At 64.9% G+C, this 18,498-nt stretch carries 15 protein-coding genes; 6 read left to right on the plus strand and 9 right to left on the minus strand.

From position 1 onward, the window contains the following. Window positions 1-43 precede the first annotated feature (43 nt). Complete coding sequence (locus RC54_RS23675; protein WP_061788541.1) at window positions 44-907, minus strand: cysteine hydrolase family protein; 864 nt, start codon at window positions 905-907, stop codon at window positions 44-46. A gap of 215 nt (window positions 908-1,122) precedes the next feature. On the opposite strand from RC54_RS23675, the gene RC54_RS23680 reads away from it, so the two are divergent. Continuing rightward, entirely contained in the window at window positions 1,123-1,788 is a 666-nt protein-coding gene (locus RC54_RS23680; protein ID WP_061788542.1) for an NUDIX hydrolase, read from the plus strand. Window positions 1,789-1,889: 101 nt separating this feature from the next. On the opposite strand, the gene RC54_RS23685 is transcribed toward RC54_RS23680, so the two are convergent. From RC54_RS23685 to RC54_RS23700, 4 genes are all read right to left on the minus strand, one after another. Next, on the minus strand, window positions 1,890-2,114 hold the full coding sequence (locus RC54_RS23685) for a hypothetical protein (protein WP_058897244.1): 225 nt from the start codon (window positions 2,112-2,114) through the stop codon (window positions 1,890-1,892). A gap of 248 nt (window positions 2,115-2,362) precedes the next feature. Beyond that, window positions 2,363-3,331, minus strand: a complete 969-nt coding sequence (locus RC54_RS23690; protein ID WP_061788543.1) for a SphA family protein — start codon at window positions 3,329-3,331, stop codon at window positions 2,363-2,365. Window positions 3,332-3,389: 58 nt separating this feature from the next. Next, window positions 3,390-4,157, minus strand: coding sequence for a coniferyl-alcohol dehydrogenase (locus RC54_RS23695; protein WP_058897246.1), 768 nt, complete (start codon window positions 4,155-4,157; stop codon window positions 3,390-3,392). 106 nt (window positions 4,158-4,263) lie between these two features. Further along, complete coding sequence (locus RC54_RS23700; RefSeq protein WP_061788544.1) at window positions 4,264-5,727, minus strand: benzaldehyde dehydrogenase; 1,464 nt, start codon at window positions 5,725-5,727, stop codon at window positions 4,264-4,266. 304 nt (window positions 5,728-6,031) lie between these two features. Here RC54_RS23700 and RC54_RS23705 point away from each other — a divergent pair, with 304 nt between their 5' ends. Beyond that, window positions 6,032-7,855 carry a sigma-54-dependent Fis family transcriptional regulator gene (locus RC54_RS23705; protein WP_058897248.1) on the plus strand — a complete coding sequence of 608 codons (1,824 nt, stop codon included), beginning with the start codon at window positions 6,032-6,034 and terminating at the stop codon, window positions 7,853-7,855. Window positions 7,856-7,874: 19 nt separating this feature from the next. On the opposite strand, the gene RC54_RS23710 is transcribed toward RC54_RS23705, so the two are convergent. The 3 genes from RC54_RS23710 to RC54_RS23720 form a co-directional block, all read right to left on the minus strand. Next, the gene (locus RC54_RS23710; protein WP_058897249.1) at window positions 7,875-8,156 is read right to left on the minus strand and encodes a hypothetical protein; all 282 of its coding nucleotides are present in this window, start codon (window positions 8,154-8,156) and stop codon (window positions 7,875-7,877) included. 372 nt (window positions 8,157-8,528) lie between these two features. Continuing rightward, the gene (locus RC54_RS23715; RefSeq protein ID WP_061788545.1) at window positions 8,529-11,018 is read right to left on the minus strand and encodes a DEAD/DEAH box helicase; all 2,490 of its coding nucleotides are present in this window, start codon (window positions 11,016-11,018) and stop codon (window positions 8,529-8,531) included. Window positions 11,019-11,066: 48 nt separating this feature from the next. Then, the gene (locus tag RC54_RS23720) at window positions 11,067-11,246 is read right to left on the minus strand and encodes a hypothetical protein (RefSeq protein WP_058897252.1); all 180 of its coding nucleotides are present in this window, start codon (window positions 11,244-11,246) and stop codon (window positions 11,067-11,069) included. A gap of 304 nt (window positions 11,247-11,550) precedes the next feature. Here RC54_RS23720 and RC54_RS23725 point away from each other — a divergent pair, with 304 nt between their 5' ends. The 4 genes from RC54_RS23725 to RC54_RS23740 are packed head-to-tail and all read left to right on the plus strand — an operon-like array spanning window position 11,551 to window position 17,127. After that, window positions 11,551-12,837, plus strand: a complete 1,287-nt coding sequence (locus RC54_RS23725) for an MFS transporter (protein WP_061788546.1) — start codon at window positions 11,551-11,553, stop codon at window positions 12,835-12,837. Window positions 12,838-12,853: 16 nt separating this feature from the next. After that, the gene (locus tag RC54_RS23730; RefSeq protein ID WP_061788619.1) at window positions 12,854-15,265 is read left to right on the plus strand and encodes a glycoside hydrolase family 31 protein; all 2,412 of its coding nucleotides are present in this window, start codon (window positions 12,854-12,856) and stop codon (window positions 15,263-15,265) included. Window positions 15,266-15,320: 55 nt separating this feature from the next. Further along, entirely contained in the window at window positions 15,321-16,538 is a 1,218-nt protein-coding gene (locus RC54_RS23735) for a porin (protein WP_058897254.1), read from the plus strand. Window positions 16,539-16,596: 58 nt separating this feature from the next. Then, window positions 16,597-17,127: a cysteine hydrolase family protein gene (locus tag RC54_RS23740; protein ID WP_061788547.1), complete on the plus strand. Its 531-nt coding sequence runs from the start codon at window positions 16,597-16,599 to the stop codon at window positions 17,125-17,127. A gap of 15 nt (window positions 17,128-17,142) precedes the next feature. On the opposite strand, the gene RC54_RS23745 is transcribed toward RC54_RS23740, so the two are convergent. After that, window positions 17,143-18,429: an NAD(P)/FAD-dependent oxidoreductase gene (locus RC54_RS23745; RefSeq protein ID WP_061788548.1), complete on the minus strand. Its 1,287-nt coding sequence runs from the start codon at window positions 18,427-18,429 to the stop codon at window positions 17,143-17,145. Between the last annotated feature and the right edge of the window lie 69 nt (window positions 18,430-18,498).

Below are 18,498 nucleotides of genomic sequence, written 5' to 3' on the forward strand. Positions count from 1 at the left end.
TTGTTGTGGGTCGGTTCAGGATCGAATCGGAATCTGGAGGATGTCAGAAATTGGCTTGCAGCTCCTGCAACACCTGCTCCGAACTGGCCAGCCTCAAACCGGCCTCGGACATGGCGGCCAGGAAGTCGCGGTATTGCGCTTCGAACCCGGCCACCGGGCTCATGCAGTCGGTCACCAGCACCAGCCGGGCGCGCCCGGCGGCATCCAGGTTGGCGGCGATATGCTCGGTGGTGGCCCGCACGCAGTGGCTGCCGGCTTCGCCGGTGATGTAGACGCAATCGGCCTGGGCCAGGGTGGCGATGAAGCCACGGTTGAGCTGGGTATCGGGATCGTCGGCGTCGGGCACTTCGGCCATGACGGCTGAATAGTGTTCGGTCCAGGGGTTGCTGCCCTTGCCCAGCTTGGTGACGATGCCCAGCGAATCGGCTTCCCAGCGGTTGTAGGCGGCCCGCACCTGGGCATGGACGGCGGCGCCCCAGCTGCCGATCTCGCAGTGCACCGGCCACACCATGAGGCGGTAGCGCCCGGCCGCTTCCAGCGCATCGAGGTAGGCCAGGGTGCGCGGCAGGGCCTGCGGGTCACGCGGCAGATAGAGGCCGGCGCGCACCTGGGCCGCCTCGATCTGGGTGAAGGGCGCGAGCGCTGCGCCATCGCCGCACCGCCAGAAGGTGGGATGGGCGATGTCGAACCGGTGGTGTGCGTCGAGGGTAATGCTGATGGCCGACAAGCCGGCGCCGCCTTGCTCAATCAGGCGCGCCACGCGCAGCATGTCGGCATGACTGCCGGTCACCGGCAAGGCCGGCTGCAGCACGCCACCGGCCACCGGATCGACCGGCAGCCAGGACGCTGGCAGATCGCAGAAATCGTTTTGCGGATCAATGACGAGCAGGTGCAGGGAGCGCTTCATGGTATTCACCTTTGATGAATGCTGAGTCCAGCGGGTTACGGTGAAACCAGTGTAGACCACTTAATTTACTTTTGCAACTAACAAAAACGTTCTTGATACAGACCCAATACCTTCCTGGCAAAAATCATTTAAAGAAATACAATAAATAGATTCACAATGACACTAAGTGCCATTAGACTTCCAGACTGGCAAACGGGGAAACGTCGAGGAGGAAAATGGATCCGGTGATCTGCACGGTCGATGTGGCATTGCTCACGCTGGCAGCCGATGGGCTGGAGGTGGCGCTGCTCAAGCGCGAACATGCGCCCTTCAAGGGCGTGACCGCCCTGCCCGGCGGCTACATCCACACCCAGGCCGACGCCGACGCCCGCGATGCGGCGCGCCGCGTGCTGCTGGACAAGACCGGCATCGCCGCGCCTTACCTGGAACAATTGGCGACCTTTTCGGGTGCGGCGCGCGATCCGCGCGGCTGGTCGGTGTCGATTGCCTATTACGCGCTGGTGCCTGCGGCCACCATCGCCCAGGCCGAACGCAGCCAGGTGCGCCTCTACAGCGTGGACCGCTTGCCACCGCTGCCCTTTGATCACAGCACCATCATCGACACGGCGGTCTCGCGCCTGCGCAGCAAGAGCCAGTACTCCTCCCTACCCTGCCATCTGCTGGGTGAAGCGTTCACCTTGCCGCAGTTGCAGCGGGTCTATGAAATCCTGCTGGGAGAAACCATCAACAAGGTCAGCTTCCGCCGCAAGATGAGCGAGATGGATATGCTGGACGCTGTCGATGGCCAGTTCGACGCCAGCGGCGCGCATCGACCGGCGCAACTGTATCGATTGAAATCGGCCTTTCGTGAACAGTTGCAGTTGCTGGAACGCGGGCTGTAGTACGGACAGCGCAAAGCGGCCCCGCGCAACGACAACGGCGCGCCATCTGCAAGAATGGCGCGCCGTTGTCGTTTCATGGCCCGGTTCTTCCCGGCCGACGCTCAGGCACAACAGTCGCCGTCGAGGTGGCCACTGCGCGCCTGGCGCAACGCGGCCCGACGTTGGCGCACGCCTTGCGAGACGCGATAGACGGCGCGCTGGGTCAGCATCATGGACAGTGTGCTCAAGCTGAACTCGGCTGCAATGAGCAAACCGACCAGCGCGGCAAATTGCAGGTAGAGCCGTGGATAGACGGACAGGCTACGCGAGAACAGTTGCTGCAACATGATGCATTCCTCTTGGTGGTTTTACTTGCCGATGGACTGAAGTCTACGCAAGCACGTGAGGGAGAAAAACCAGGCTGGAGAGAATTGAGTGTTCCTCGATCTGGAACAATCGGCAGGGACTATCAGGGCAATAGTAAAACCATGGCTCTGCCTGCTACCGCAATGCAGGCAGAGCCAGGCCGGTGATGAAGCCGGTCGGTCAGAACCAAAAACTAAGAGCTCAGAACTCTGAGGTCAGAACTCAGATATCAGAAGTGATGATCGTAGCGGATCTGGATCTTGCTGTTCTCGGCCCGGTTGCGTACGGCGAATTCCTGGTAGACATTGAAGAACAGCGAGTCGCGATCGGATAGCCGCATCATCGCCGCCGGTCCCAATCCCACCACCCGTTCGCGGCGGCCACTGACGTCGGCGCCATTGACCTGGGTATCGCTGATCTGCTGCAACCAGTAACCGGAGGCGCCCACCGTCCAGGTCGGATTGAGGACGTATTCGGCGGCGAAGTTGGCATGGACCGCCTGGCCGGCCTGGGTGGAGGTGACGTTGTTGCCGAAGGCGGCGCTGGGGGAGTTGTTGCGGGCGTTCCAGAGATAGTGCAGGCGCCAGCTGAAGCTCAGGTTCTCGCTCGCCCACAAGGTGCCGGCCCAGTACGGGTCGAACGACCAGAAATTGCTGCCCGGGTTGACGGTGGCATTGCGGTCATAGGCGCCGGTGGGGAGGATGAATTGCAGTTCGAAACGCTGCGCATAGAGCGGCCCTTGCTTGCCCATGATGGGATCGTACTGCACCGACACCCCGGCACTGATGTCACCGATGCCGGTATTGCCGCGCAGGATGGCATTGTTGGCGCCATCGTCCACCTTGGCGCGGGCCACCCACGGCACCAGCACCTGGAAGCCCAGTTGCTTGTTGCCGAACTTGGCGCCCTGGGGGACGAAGATGAACTGGCTGGTGGGGACAAAGACACTGATGTCCTGGGTGCTCGAAAACCCCATGCGGTTGCCGTTGTTGTCGACCAGCTTGGTGGCCTTGGTATAGCTGAGGTATTCGATGAAATAGAATCCCGGCCCGCCCGGCAGCGGGGCGCCGTCGAAGAAGCTGGTGCCGCCCATGTTGACGGACGGCTGGTCGAAGGCGCTGGCCAAGCCGGGGCAGAGTGTGGCCGCCAGCAGGGCGGTGGCGCCGATGCGGCGTGCGTGTCGCTTGATCTTTCTCATGTTGTCGTCTCCTTGCTTATCGTTGTTTTGGGTGTGGTGGTGGAGTCGCAGGCCGGGCTCAGAGATAGGTCGAGGCCAGCCCGCCATCGACGGGCAGGTTCACGCCATTGATCCAGCGGCTGTCATCGCCGCACAGCCAGACGATGGCCGCGGCGATTTCATCGGGATAGGCCGGGCGCTTCATGCGATGGGCATCCTTCTGCACCCGTTCCTGTCCGAGCATGGTGACGAAGTCGCCCAGGATGGGCGTCAACACCGGCCCCGGCGCGACGCTGTTCATGCGCACCGATTGCCGCAGGAACAGGGGTTGGGCGCGGGTCAGGGTCCATACGATCAGGGCTTCCTTGAAATACTGGTAGCAGCTTTCCTGCGCTACCGGATGCTGCGCCAGCCAGTCGGCGCCGGCGGCAAAGCTGGCGGTCTGCGCCAGCGCCTTGTGCGGCTCCAGCCGCTTGGGCCATTCGGCGCCGAGGATGGAGGCGACGTTGACGATGGCGCTGCCCGGCGCCATGCGTGCAATGAGGCGCTCGGTGAGATGGCGCAGACCAAGGTAATTGACGCGCCCTACCAGGTCCACCGGGGCCGTACCGGGCACGCCGGCGACATTGCACAGGCCGTCGACCTGGGCCGGTAATTGGGCCACGGCGGCATCGATGGCTTCCACCGTCGACAGGTCGGCCTGGACGAAGCCTTCCATGCTGATCATCGGGGCATTGCGATCAACCCCGATCACGCGGGCTCCCTGGACGCGCAAGAGTCGCGCGGTCTCGGCACCGATGCCGGAAGACACGCCGGTGACGACGATGGTCTTGTCTTGCAGTTTCATGCTGGTCTCCTTGATGGATCGAACAAGCCGGATCGGCCTGGCGGTCCAAATTTTTTTAAATGATTTAAATGATTTATAGCTTTATTAACGACGACAACGAGACAATTCAGAATGGATAGGCGCTGGCCTCCTGCTTGACCGTGATCCACTTCCACTGGGTGTACTCTTCCCAGTCAGCCGGGCCGCCCACGCTGGTGCCGTTGCCGGCGATGCCGGGGCCGCCGAAGGGATTGACGCATTCGTCGTTGACGGTCTGGTCGTTGACGTGGACCATGCCCTGGCGCAGTTGCGCAGCCACCGCCATGGCCCGTCCTACCGAGCGCGAGATGACGCCGGCGGCCAGTCCGCCCTGGTTCTGGTTGGCCAGGGCGATGGCTTGCTCCTGGCTGTCATAACTGATCACGCTGGCCACAGGTCCGAAGATTTCTTCATCAAAAACGCGCATTCCCGGCTTCACATCCGCCAGCACGGTGGGCTGGTAGAACAAACCTTCATATGTGCCGCCAGCCAGCAAGCGTGCGCCGGCCGCTACGCTGTCCTGCACCAGGCCATGGACGCGCTGCAATTGGCGCTGGTCGATCAAGGGGCCCAGCGCCACCTGGCCGCTGGCGCCATCGCCCACCGGCAGGTGGCGCGCCTTTTCCACCAGGCGCTCCAGCAATCCCGGCGCCTGCGAGCGATGGACCAGGATGCGGTTGGCCGCCATGCAGATCTGCCCCTGATGCAGCCAGGCGCCCCAGGCGGCATTGCTGGCGGCCACGTCGAGGTCGGCGTCCTCCAGGATCACCAGCGCATTGGCGCCGCCCAGTTCCAGCGAGACCTTCTTCAGATGACGTCCGGCCAGCTCGCCGATGCGACGCCCCACGGCGGGCGAGCCGGTGAAGGCGATCATCGGCACCTGGGGCGCGCTCACCAGCGCCTCGCCAGCTTCGGCGCCGCCCGGCAGGACATGCAACAGACCGGCGGGCAACCCCGCTTCTTCGAACACACGCGCCAGCATGAAGCCGCCCGAGACCGGGGTGCGCACGTCCGGCTTGACCACCACCGCATTGCCGGCCGCCAGCGCCGGCGCCACGGTACGCAGGGTCAGGATCAGGGGGAAGTTGAAGGGCGAGATCACGCCGATCACGCCCAGCGGAGCGCGGCGCGCCAGGCTCAGGCGGCCCGGCACGCTGGGCAGCACCTGGCCTTGCGCCTGCAAGGGCATGGCGGCGGCCAGGTGGCACAGGGTGATGGCTTCGCGCACCTCGTGCTCGCCCTTGAAGAGCACGCCACCGGTTTCGCGCGCCACCATGCGCGCCAGTTCGTCGAAGTGCTGCTGGAACAGCGCGCCGGCGCGGCGGAAGAGGTCGGCGCGTTCGCGCGGCGGCACGGCCTGCCACTCGGCCTGGGCGGCCACTGCGGCCTGAACCGAGATGTCCACGTCCTGCGGGGTGGCCAGGCCGACCTCGGTCAGCGGTTGCCCGGTGGCGGGTTCGATGACGGTGGCGCCCTGCGCAGCGGGTTCCCAGCGGCCACGGAACAGATGGCGCTGCCAGCAGGCGGAATCGAGAAAGGGGGTGGATGGCATGGTTGGTCTCCTGGTGTTATTACCGGCGCAATCAGGAAGCCCTCTTCATGATCGGCGATGCCGGCTCAAGCGGCCATAGTGCAAAGCCTGTGCCATCGCGCAGAGCCAGATTCCATGCGGCTTTGCAGCACATGCGACAAGGCGTGCGGAAGGAGCTGAAGGAATCTTCATATGGCCTTTTTGCTGCACCGTGCCGGGGTTTCATGACGCAGTGCAGCTTGCGGATTTGCGCAAATTCGCCAACCATCAGTCCACTGAATTTCATCATTTGATGAAACCCGACTCGCCCGCCAGGAGCCCGCTTATGCCGCCGTCGCCGCGTATTTCCCTTGCCGAGATGGCGCGCAGCCAGGGTGCCCCGCTGACCCAGCTCAGTTCGGCCGGTACCGACCGCTGGAGCGTGGATGCCCATCCCACCCTGGCCGACCTGAGCGAATGCCTGTTCTTCTCGCCCGGCGATGGCCGCATCTGGCTCAACGACCAGCGCATGTTGTTGATCCATAGCCGCAGCATGGGCACGCTGCGGCGCGAGCTGATCGACAACCTCGGCATCGACAAGGCACGCGGCCTGCTCACCCGCGCCGGCTACATCTCCGGGGCACGCGACGCGCAACTGGTGCGGGAGCGTTGGCCCGAGGCCGATCCCTCCACCATCCTCATGGCCGGCACCCGGCTGCATACGCTGGAAGGGGTGGTCAAGGTGGTGCCGGTGAGCTTCAGCTATGACCCCGACAGCGGTCGCTATGAAGGGGAATTCCTGTGGCACAACTCCAGCGAGGCCGATGAACACCTGGCCGCCTATGGCATCGCCGCCGCACCCTCGTGCTGGCAGCAGATCGGCTATGCGATCGGCTACGTCAGTACCCTGCTGGGGCATCTGGTGATCTTTCGCGAAGTGGAGTGTCGCGCCATGGGCACGCCACATTGCCGCGTCATCGGCAAGTCGGCCGAACTGTGGAGCGATGCCGAGGATGACCTGCGCTACCTGAACGCCCAGGATTTCGTCGGCTCGGGAATGCTGGCAAGCGACGGCGAGATCGCTGGCGACAGCGCCACCCCGGCCGAACAGGCAGAGGCTGGAGAGGCCGAACTGACACGCGCACTGGTGGGCACTTCCTCGGCCTTCAACGCCGCCTGCCATCTGCTGAACCGGGTCGCCGCGACGGACGCCACGGTCCTCTTCACGGGGGAATCAGGGGTCGGCAAGGAACGCTTTGCGCGCATGTTGCACCAGATCGGCAAGCGCGAGCGACAGCCTTTCATCGCCATCAATTGCGCCGCCATTCCCGAGACGCTGATCGAGACCGAACTGTTCGGCGTGGAGCGCGGGGCCTATACCGGGGCCACCCAATCGCGCGCCGGGCGGTTCGAACTGGCCGATGGCGGCACGCTCTTTCTCGATGAGGTGGGCACGCTCAGTCTGGTGGCGCAGGGCAAGCTGCTGCGCGTGCTGCAGGAGGGGGAATTCGAGCGGGTCGGCTCGACCCGGCCGGTGAAGGTCAACGTGCGGGTGGTCGCAGCCACCAACGAAGACCTGGCGCAGGCGGTGCGTCAGGGGCGCTTCCGGCAGGACTTGTTCTTCCGGCTCAATGTATTCCCCATCCATCTGCCGCCACTGCGTGAACGGCGCGACGACATTCCGCTGTTGATGAACCACTTCCTCAAGTTCTATGGCCAGCGCCATGGCGTGGCGGTGCGCGGCTTTACCCAGCGCGCCATCCAGGCCCTGCTCAACTACAGCTTCCCGGGCAATATCCGCGAATTGCAGAACCTGGTCGAACGCGGCGTGATCCTGGCCCAGGGCCATCCGCTGGATTTGCCGCACATGTTCATCAGCGGCGAGACGCTCAACGATGAGGTGCTGTCACTGGCCTTGCAGGGCGAGACCGGCACGCTGGCCGGACGGCAGGAAGACAAGCCCGACGCCGGTGGCCAGCAGAGTCTGCTGGACCTGCTCACGCAATGGCGGAGCACGCAGCAAGACGCGGCATTGTCGTTACCGGACATGGAAAGCACCTTGATCGCCGAAGCCATTGCCCGCGCCGAGGGCAACCTGTCGGCTGCGGCGCGCCTGCTGGGCATCAGCCGGGCGCAACTGGCGTATCGGCAGCAGAAAGGACCGCGCTGAATATGGCTGCCGGTGCGGCTCAGGCGATGTTCTTGTAAGGAGCGGGACGGTCGATCTCATCGGCCACGATCTGCATCTCGCCGATGCGATTGCGCAGTTCTTCCCAGGGATGGATGGGCAGGTCATCGCAGCGCGGTGGCGCGACCCAGTGCACCGCGAGCGCTTCCAATGCCTCCATATCGCGCACCTGCCAGCGACGTTCCAGGGCGATGAACAGCACGATGGAAGCCAGCAAGCCCACCATGCACAGTGCCAGGGCGGCATAGATGGCATAGGGCATGAGGATGTCGAACCAGTCCACGTCCCCCTCCTCGCCTTTGCATTGAATATGGCGATGGTAGCGCCGCCATCCTGACACGCCCATCAGGAAATGACTGAGTGGCCGGCCCGCTACGCTCCTATACGCCTATGCCGCCCGCGCCAAGCTCATCGGCAGGAACCGCGCACGTGCCGTCAGGGTCTGCCGTTCATGTGCCGTTCGCGGAGCCCTTCATGTCTGCCCCCTCATCGCCTAGCTCATCTGTCACATCGTCGGCCAACATCCCGGCCCGCCTGGAGCGGTTCGGCCTATCTCACGGCCAGCGAGGTATTCCCGCTGCTGGGCGGTGGATGCCGAACGGCGCACGCTGGAAGACGTGGCGGAATGGCAAAACTGAAAGAAAAAAGCAGACGTTCAGATCAGGATCTTCTCGGCGATGCCCGCCCCCAGCGGTGCCAACAGGGCCTGCAATTCCTCTTCGCCGAACTTGACGGTGCTGGCGTCATCGCGCCCCAACATGCCTTCGGCCAGGGCTGACTTGCGCGCCTGCAGTTCCAGCAGGCGTTCTTCGATGCTGCCTTCGATGACCAGCTTGTAGACGAACACCTGGCGCCGCTGGCCCAAGCGGTGGGCGCGGGCGATGGCTTGCTCTTCCACGGCCGGGTTCCACCAGGGATCGACCAGCACCACGGTATCGGCTGCGGTCAGGTTCAGACCCACGCCGCCCACCTTCAGGCTCACCAGCATCAGCGGTACGGCTTGCTCCTGGAACTGCGCGACCACGGCGCCGCGTGCGGCCGGGTCGATCTCGCCGGTGAGCATCAGGCATGGCAATTGCAAGGCCGCCAGTTCGCTGGCGATCAGTTGCAACATGCTGGTGAATTGCGAGAACACCAGCACGCGCCGGCCTTCTTCCATCAACGTGGGCAGGGTGTCGCGCAGCCATTCGATCTTGGCGCGCTCCAGGCCCTTGGGCATACGGCCCTGCTTCAACAGGTAGGGATCGCAGCAGACCTGGCGCAACTTCAACAAGGCATCCATCACCGTGACTTGCGAACTGGCCAGGCCGCGTCGCTCCAGGGCCCGCCGCACTTGCTTGTCGGCGGCCATGCGCACGCTTTCGTAGAGTTCGCGCTGGCGGCCCTGCAAGGGCAGGCGCTCTACCATCTCGATGCGTGCGGGTAACTCCTGCAGCACATCCTCTTTGCGTCGCCGCAGGATGAAGGGGCGCACGCGCTGGGCCAGCAGGCGGGCACGCGCGGTCTGGCCCTGCTGCTCGATGGGCTTGCGCCACAAGCGCGCGAAGCTGCGGGCGTCGCCCAGCAAACCCGGCATCAGGAAATGGAACTGGCTCCACAATTCGCCCAGGTGGTTTTCCACCGGGGTGCCGGTCATGCACAGGCGATGCCGCGCGTGCAGGCGGCGTGCCGCGGCGGCACTGCGGGCGCCGGCATTCTTGATGGTCTGCGCCTCATCGAGCACCAGCAGGTGAAAGCGCAGTGCCAGCAGCGCATCCAGGTCGCGCCATAGCAGGGTATAGGTGGTCAGCACCAGATCGGCCTGGCCGGCGGCGATGGCGGGCAACTGCGCGGCGCGGTGTTCGCCATGCAGCACCTGCACGCGCAGGGCCGGGGCGATGCGGCGCGCTTCCTGCTGCCAGTTCAGCAGCAGCGAAGTCGGCACCACCACCAGCGCCGGCAAGTCGAGGCGACCGGCCTGCTGTTCGATCAACAGGTGGGCCAGCACCTGGGCGGTCTTGCCCAGGCCCATGTCGTCGGCCAGGATGCCGGCCAGACCGTGCTGGCGCAGGTACTGCAACCAGGCCACGCCTTGTCGCTGGTAGCCGCGCAAGTCCAGTCCCAGTCCGGCCGGTGGCGCTACCGGCTGCACGCTGCCGGCTGCGCGCAGGCGTTGCGCCAGTTGCAGCAGGCCGGCGGCGCCACTCAAGTGCCAGGGGGCGCCGCCTTCGATACCCTGCAAGGCGTGCTGCAGGCTCTCCAGGCGATGGGCATCCCAGGGCGACAGCGCTAGCGGGCCCTCCTTGCGCTTGAGGTCCACCAGCAGATCCAGTAGCGCCAGCACCACGGCCCGCAAGGGGCCGACCATGGCATCGATGCGCCGGCCACCGGGTGCGCGCAATGAAATCACCGCGTGCGGGTCCATGCGTTCGACCTGCTGGGCATCGCCCCAGCGCGGGTCGCGCCGCAGCAGGTCGGCCACCATCGGTGCCAGGTCCAGGTGCTGTCCATCGACCTCGATGCCCATCGAAAGCAGCCAGCGACCGCCGGGGTCCAGTCCATCGAAGAGCTCGCTGGAAAAGGCGCGCGGCTGCAGCGGTGCGGCCACTTCGCGCGCCATGACTGCGCCGGTGTCGCTACTGACGATGAACCGCCAGGCGCTGACCGGCACGCTCTCGTGCGCAAAGCCGGGACGCACGCGCAAGGTCCAGCCCAGTTGCTGCAGGCGCGGCGCCTGGTCGGCCCAGAAGTCACCGAAGGATGCTTCCAGCATCAGGCTCCAGAGTGGACCGGCATCGTGCAGGGGATTGTCGGCGCGCCATTGCAGGGCATCTTCGCGCAGCGGCAACAGGCCCATCTCGCGGATGGTGTCCAGTGCCAGGGCTTCGGCGTCGGGATCGCGGCGGATGTGGGCGGGGGTGTAGCTGGTCTCCTGCTCGGCCTGGCTGGTCGGGGCCGGCGTGCTCCAGCGCTGCGCGCCCTCGCCATAGACCCAGTCGATCTGCGCCACCGTGACCATGCCGCCACGCGGTCCGAACAGGCCGTGCGCGCGCATTCCCAACAGGCCCTGGCCGCGGGTGAGCGTCTGCAGGGTCAGGCGGGGATGCAAGGTACAGGGAGCGGGCGAAGACGACATGCGGCCAGGGAAGGTTCGGGAAGCGGCCATTGTAGGGCGCGACGCGGCCCGCGTGCAGGGCAATCTCCCAGGCGGGTATTACCTGGCCGGTGGCGTGATACAGAAGTCCAGCATCCCGAACGGGATACGGCCCTCACCAGTGGCCCACACCCACACGGCCCAGCACAACAGGCTGCACACCAGCAGCAGGGCCAGCACGATGTGCAGGCCGGATGCCTTGCGCAGGAAGCCTTCGACGCGGTCAAACAGGGCAGTCATGGCGAAAATGAAGGAAATGAAGAAACGGGGGAAATGGAGACAGTGACCAACGCTCCATTCTAGCCAAGCCCGACCCCCGCGCCCATGGGACAAATTGCCGCAGTGCCAGAGTGGCAAGTGAGGCTGCCCCTCCCCTTGGGGCGTCCCAGGGGTCAGGAAACAATCGTTGACATCGCATTTTGGTACCGCTACCATCACGCAAAATAAATTTGGTACCGCTACCAATTCGCCGACAAGGTTCAGCCTGCCCTCTCCGGGCGACCGTTTCCTGACGGCAAATAACATTCCTATCAGGAGACATCGCTTGAAAACGATCAAAGGCTTGCGCTGGTGGATCATCGTGCTGGTTTGTCTGGGCACCATCACCAACTATCTGGCGCGCAATTCACTGGGCGTATTGGCGCCCACGCTCAAGGACGAACTGGGGATGAGCACCCAGCAATACTCCTACGTGGTGGCGGCCTTCCAGGTCGGCTATACGATCATGCAGCCGGTCTGTGGCTTCGTGGTGGACCTCATCGGGCTGCGCATCGGCTTTGCCCTGTTCGGAGTGCTGTGGTCACTGGCGGGCGTGCTGCACGCCGGCGCCACCGGCTGGCTGTCACTGGCCGGTTTCCGCGCGCTGATGGGCTTGACCGAAGCAGCGGCCATCCCTTCCGGCATGAAGGCGGTGGCCGAGTGGTTCCCCGACAAGGAAAAATCGGTGGCGGTAGGCTGGTTCAATTCTGGCACCTCGTTGGGTGCCATGCTGGCGCCGCCGCTGGTGATCTTCCTGCAATTGCGCTATGGCTGGCAATCGGCCTTCGTGGTGACCGGCGTGCTCGGTTTTGCCTGGGCTGCGCTGTGGTTTGCGTTCTATCGCTCGCCGCGCGACCATGCGGCGCTGTCGGAGCAAGAACGCACGACCATCGTCAGCGGCCAGCAACGTCCGGTGAGCGCAGAACGCGGCAAGCGTCCGGTCAAGGACGTGGTGAGCTCGCGCCGCTTCTGGGCCATCGCCCTGGCGCGCTTCTTTGCGGAACCGGCCTGGCAGACCTTCAGCTTCTGGATCCCCCTGTATTTCGTCAACGAGCGTCACCTGGACCTCAAATCCATCGCCATGTTTGCCTGGCTGCCCTTCCTGGCGGCCGACCTGGGTGGACTGGTGGGGGGCTACCTGTCGCCCTGGCTGATCAATCGCTTCCGCGTGCCGCTGATCTGGTCGCGCGTCTATGGCGTGGTGCTGGGCGCGGTGATGATGATCGGTCCCGCCTGCGTCGGCCTGGTGGCCTCGCCCTATACCGCCATCGCGCTGTTCTGCGTGGGCGGCTTTGCGCACCAGATGATTTCCGGCCTGGTCAATACGCTCTCGGCGGACGTGTTCGATCCCGAAGAGGTGGGCACGGCCAGCGGCTTTGCCGGCATGTCGGCCTGGATCGGGGGCCTGGGCTTCTCGCTGCTGGTGGGTGCGCTGGCCGACAAGGTAGGCTATGGCCCGCTATTCGGTATGCTGGGCGCCTTTGACCTGATCGGCGCAGTCCTGCTCATCCTCCTGATCCGTGGTCAATCCAATGAGGAGCGTGCCGCGCGCACGCCGCCTCGCACTGTCTAAACGCAAGGGTTTCATCATGTCCATGCTCCATCCGCCGCGCTTCGCGCTGCAATCCCGCTACGGCAACCATCTGCGCCTGGCCGCCGAGTCCGGTGCCGCTATCGAGCTGTTTGTCCTGGAAGAAGACATCATCCGGGTGCTGGTGCTGCCCCAGGGCGAACTGCACGGCCCAGCCTCCTGGGCCATTGCGCCCGGCGCCGAAGACACGCCGCCGCAAGGCCGCGACCGGCGCGATATGAACGGCTTCACGCTGCCCGACTTCGCCCTGCACAATGAAGCCGGCCGGGTGCAGATCGAGACCACGCAAATCCGTCTGACGGTGACGCTGGAGGGCGGCTTCTGCCAATGGGAGATGCAGCGCCAAGGCCAGTGGCAGACGGTGCTGACGGACCGTCCCACGCAAGCCTACAACTTCGGTTACTGGGACCAGCAGGTCTATCACTACCTCAAGCGCCAGCCCGATGAACTGTACTTCGGCCTGGGCGAGCGCGCCGGTGACATGAACCGCGCCGGCCAGTCCTACGAGATGCGCAACATCGATGCCATGGGCTATAGCGCCCGCAACACCGATCCGCTCTACAAGCACATCCCCTTCTACATCACCTGGAATGCGCAAGCCGCCAGCGGCTTCGGACTGTTCTACGACACCCTCTCCGACTGCCGCTTCGACATGGGCCGCGAGCTGGACAACTACCACGGCCTGTATCGCTACTTCGTGGCGCCCCATGGCGACCTGGATTACTACTTCATCGCCTCGCCCGACACGCCCCTGGCCGCCACCCGCCGCTTCACCTGGCTCACCGGCCGGCCCGCCTGGATGCCCAAGTGGGGCCTGGGCTACTCCGGCTCCACCATGAGCTATACCGATGCGCCCGATGCCCAGGTGCAGATGGGGCAGTTCATCGACAAGTGCCGCGAGCACGACATCCTGTGCGACTCCTTCCACTTGTCGTCGGGCTATACCTCGATTGGTCCCAAGCGTTACGTGTTCCACTGGAACACCGACAAATTCCCCGATGCCAAGGGCTTCGTGCAGAGCTATCACGATGCCGGCGTACACCTGTGCGCCAACATCAAACCCTGCCTGCTGCGCGACCATCCGCAGTTCGAACAGGCGCGCGAAGCGGGACTCTTGATCAACGACAGCCAGGGCCAGCCGGCCTGGGTGCAGTTCTGGGATGAGGTCGGGGCCTATCTCGATTTCACCAATCCGGCCACCCAGCAATGGTGGAAAGCCAACGTCAAGTCGGCCCTGCTGGACTATGGCATCAGCGCCACCTGGAACGACAACAACGAGTTCGAAGTCTGGACCCCGGATGCCCTGGCCCATGGCTTCGGCGCGCCCTATCCGGTGCAGCAGGCCAAGGTGTTGCAGACCATGCTGATGATGCGCACCTCGCACCATGCGCAATGCGAGGCCGCACCACAGCAGCGCCCCTTCCTGGTGTCGCGCTCCGGCGGCGCCGGGATGCAGCGTTACGTGCAGACCTGGTCGGGCGATAACTACACCTCGTGGGAAACCCTGCGCTACAACCTCAAGATGGGTCTGGGCCTGGCGCTGTCGGGTGTCTCCAATATCGGCCACGACATCGGCGGCTTCGCAGGGCCGGCGCCGGAACCGGAACTGCTGGTGCGCTGGGTGGCCTTCGGCGTGTTCATGCCGCGCTTTTCCATCCATTCCTGGAACGACGACAAGACCGTCAACGAACCCTGGATGTATCCCGAGGCGACTGCCCAGATCGCCGCGCTCATCAAGCTGCGCTACCGCTTCATTCCTTACCTGTATGAATTGTTGTGGCAATCCACCCGGGATTACCAGCCGGTGCTGCGCCCGACCTTCGCGCAGTTCCCGCAGGATCGTCGCTGCTATGAAGAATGTGACGAGATGATGCTGGGCAGCGACCTGCTGGTCGCCCCCGTGGTCGAGGCTGGACAGACCGAGCGCGAGCTCTATCTGCCAGCCGGTGCGGATTGGGTCTCGTACTGGAGCGGCGAAAGCTTTGCCGGCGGCCAGCGCGTGCGCCTGCCGGCGCCCTGGGAGCAGCCGGTGATGCTCATCCGCAAGGGGGGCGTGATCCCCATGAACGTGGCCGAACAACACTTCGGCCAGCCCGCCGATGCGCGCGCCTTCCTGGTGGCGCCGGTGGCCGGTGAGGGGGAAGCCAGCGGCGGCTGCATCGAGGACGATGGCCATAGCCAGGCCTGGCGCGAAGGTGAGCAAGGACGCTGGCAGGTGCGCGCCCGCAGCGATGCCCACAGCATCACGCTGCAGGTGACGCAGGAAGGCCAGATGCCGGTGGCCACCGACACGGTGGACATCTGGCTGCCCGCTGGCGACACCCGCACCCTGCACACACCTGAGGCCCGCATCGCCAGCGAGCACAACAGCCACGGCTGGCGCTGTCTGCGGCTCGATATGAAGAATTAAGCAGGCAATACAGCAACCACAAGCACAACACACCACGCCAAAACAGGAGACATGAATGAAAACGACCAACACCCCTACCCCCGCAACCCGGCTGTCGCTGCACCCCCTGTATCTGTGCGCCGCCCTGCTGGGCGCGGGCGCGGCGATGCCGGCCTGGGCGCAATCGGCGGTGACGCTCTATGGCACGGTCGACCTGGGCCTGGCCTATAGCAGCAACCAGGGCGGCGCCTCCAACACTTACATGAATTCCGGCGCACTCAACGCCAGCAAGCTGGGCTTTATGGGTAGCGAAGACCTGGGCGGCGGCACCAGCGCCCTGTTCCGCCTGGAAAACGGCTTCAGTGCCGATACCGGCGCCATGTCCAGCGGCGGCGTGCTGTTCAACCGCCAATCCTATGTCGGCCTGGCCAGCACGCAATGGGGCCAGGTCACGGTAGGCCGCCAGTACACGCCCTACTTCCAGTACGTGGGCGGCCTGGGCCCGACCGGTGTGCTGACCGGCGCTACGGGTGCGCATCCGGGCGATATCGATGCGCTCGATACCACGCTGCGCATGAACAATTCCATCGTCTATACACTGCCCACGCTGGGCGGCCTGCAGGCGGGCATCCAGTACGGCATGGGCGAACAGGCGGGCAGCGCGGCCAACGGCAGCAGCGTCAGTGCCGCGCTGCGCTACGACTACCAAGCCTTCTCCTGGAGCGCCGGCTATACCCGCATCAAGAACCTGGCCAGCGGCAACAGCGCCGGCAACTTCGGCAATGTCGGCAGCTTCGCCAACAATTCCCCCATCAATGCCGGCTATGCCTCGGCCGACAGCACCCAGTTGCTGGCTACGGCAGCCCGCTACACCTGGGGCGATCTGATGATGGGCCTGAACTATTCCAATGTGCAGTACAAGCCCGGTGCGCTGTCGGCCTTCACGCAGACGGCGACCTTCAACACCGTGGGTCTGATCGCCAGCTACAACGTCAATGCCGCCCTGACCCTGGCCGCCGGCTACAGCTACACGGCCGAGAAGGCGCGCAATGGCATTTCCTCGCCGGCCAAGTACAACCAGCTCTCGCTGGAGCAGGTCTATGCGCTCTCCAAGCGCACCGCCTTGTATGCGATCCAGGCCTACCAGCGTGCCAATGGCCAGACGCTGCGCGTGGGCAGCTCGGGAACCAGCATCGTCGATGCGGTGGCCGTCGTGGGCGACTCGCAGAATGGCACGCCTTCCAATGGTCGCGGCCAGTTCGTGGCGATGCTGGGCATCCGCCATTCGTTCTGATCACAGGGTGGCGGGGCATGGGTTACCATGGCCGATTGATTGAAACAGTCCATCTGCCATGACCTCTGCCCTGCTCATCATCGATGTTCAACAAGCCTTGTGCAGCGGCGCTGATGCCGTGGCCAATGCAGAACAAACCATTGCCAGCATCAACCTGCTCTCGCAACGGGCACGCACCGCCGGCGTGCCGGTGATCTTCGTGCAACACGCGGATCACGGCGCACTGACGCATGACAGCCCCGGCTGGCAACTGGCAGCGGGACTGCATCATCAAGTCGACGACCTTTACCTGGGCAAGCGCGGCTCGGATGCCTTCCACCAGACGCAACTGGAAGCCCTGCTCCAGTCACGCGGGGTGAGGCAACTGGTGATCTGCGGAATGCAGACCGAGTTCTGCGTGGAGTCCACGGTGCGGCGCGCGCTGGCGCTGGGGTTCCCGGTGACGCTGGCAGCCGGCGCCCACACCACGGCGCCCAATGGCGTACTGTCGGTGGCCGATGTGATCGCGCATCACCAGACCACCCTGGCCAACCTGGGCGCCTATGGCGTGCGTACCACCATCACCGCGGCCAGCGATATCCGCTTCTGATAGGCACTGCGGGTTTCAGAACCGCTGTGGACTGAAAGGCGCCAGGTCGATTTCCGGTGCTTGTCCGGCCAGCAACTGGGCGGCGATACGACCGGTACGGGCCGAGCAGCCCAGGCCGATATGGCCGTGGCCATAGGCATGGATGATGTCGCCGCTGGCGCGGGAGTGACCGATGCAGGGCATCCCATCGGGTGTGCTGGGACGGCGGCCCAGCCAGAATTGCACATCCTCGGCCGGTAGCGGGCGCGGCAGGCCGGGGAAGAGTTTGCAGGCGATATCGCGCATGATCTCGCCGCGCCGCCAGTCCGGCGCCGCCTCGAAGGAGGCGAACTCGACCTGGCCGGCGATGCGCAAGCCGGTCTCCATCTGCGTGGCAATGACCTTAAATTCGGACACCATCATCGGCGTGCGCGCCCGGGCTTGCTGCTCGTGGCCACGGATGACGGCGTGATAGCCGCGCTCGCTCTCCAGTTGCACCGCGTCGCCCGCGGCCGCTGCCAGCGCCTTGGAGCGCGCGCCGGCACAGATCACGGCAGCGTCGCAGACGATCTCGCCAGCGTCGGTCAACACCGCCTTGAGCCGCCCCTGTTCCACCCGGAAGCCGGTAGCACGACCATCGATGCGGGTGGCGCCCCGCGCCAGCACATAGGCCTGCAAGGCCTGCAGGTAGGCAGCAGGGTTCTTGCAATGACCGGCCTCATCGACCTGCACCGCGAAGCCAAAGGCCGGGTCGAGGTCCGGCTCCCGCTCACGCAAGGCCTCGCCTTCCAGTTCCTGCCAGCTGATGCCCAGCTCACGGCGCACACCCCAACCGAAGGCATCGTTGTCGAAATGCTGGCGCGAGCGATAGACGTGCAGCACGCCGGAGGTGTCGATCAGGTGCGCCACGCCGGCCCGCTGCGCTACCTCCAGATGCAGGCTGCGGGCGTCCACCACCAGCGTGCGCAGCGCACGCGCGGTACTGCGGATGCGCTCGCGGCGGGCACTGGCCAGGTTGCGCAGCAGCCAGGGCGTCAGGCGCGGCAGGTAGCGCCAGCGGATCGAGAGCGGTCCCAGCGGGTCCATCAGGTAACCCGGTACCTTCTTCCACATGCCAGGCTCCACCGGCGGTATCACCGAATGCGAAGACAGCCAGCCGGCATTGCCATAGCTGGCCGCTTCCTCGCTACCGACCGGATTGAAGTCCAGCAGGCTCACCTGCAAGCCCTGGTCCAAGGCATGGATGGCACTCATGAGGCCCACGGCACCAGCGCCGATGATCACGGCATGGCGGGGGAAGACGATTTCCGGGGAGGTCGGCATGAGCAGAGGCAGAAGCGGCAGAAGAGGCGAAAGGAGGCGGACGCAAAAACAGCATCATACGAGAACTTG

This window comes from Herbaspirillum rubrisubalbicans, from assembly GCF_003719195.1.
GTDB classification, from domain to species: Bacteria; Pseudomonadota; Gammaproteobacteria; order Burkholderiales; family Burkholderiaceae_D; genus Herbaspirillum; species Herbaspirillum rubrisubalbicans.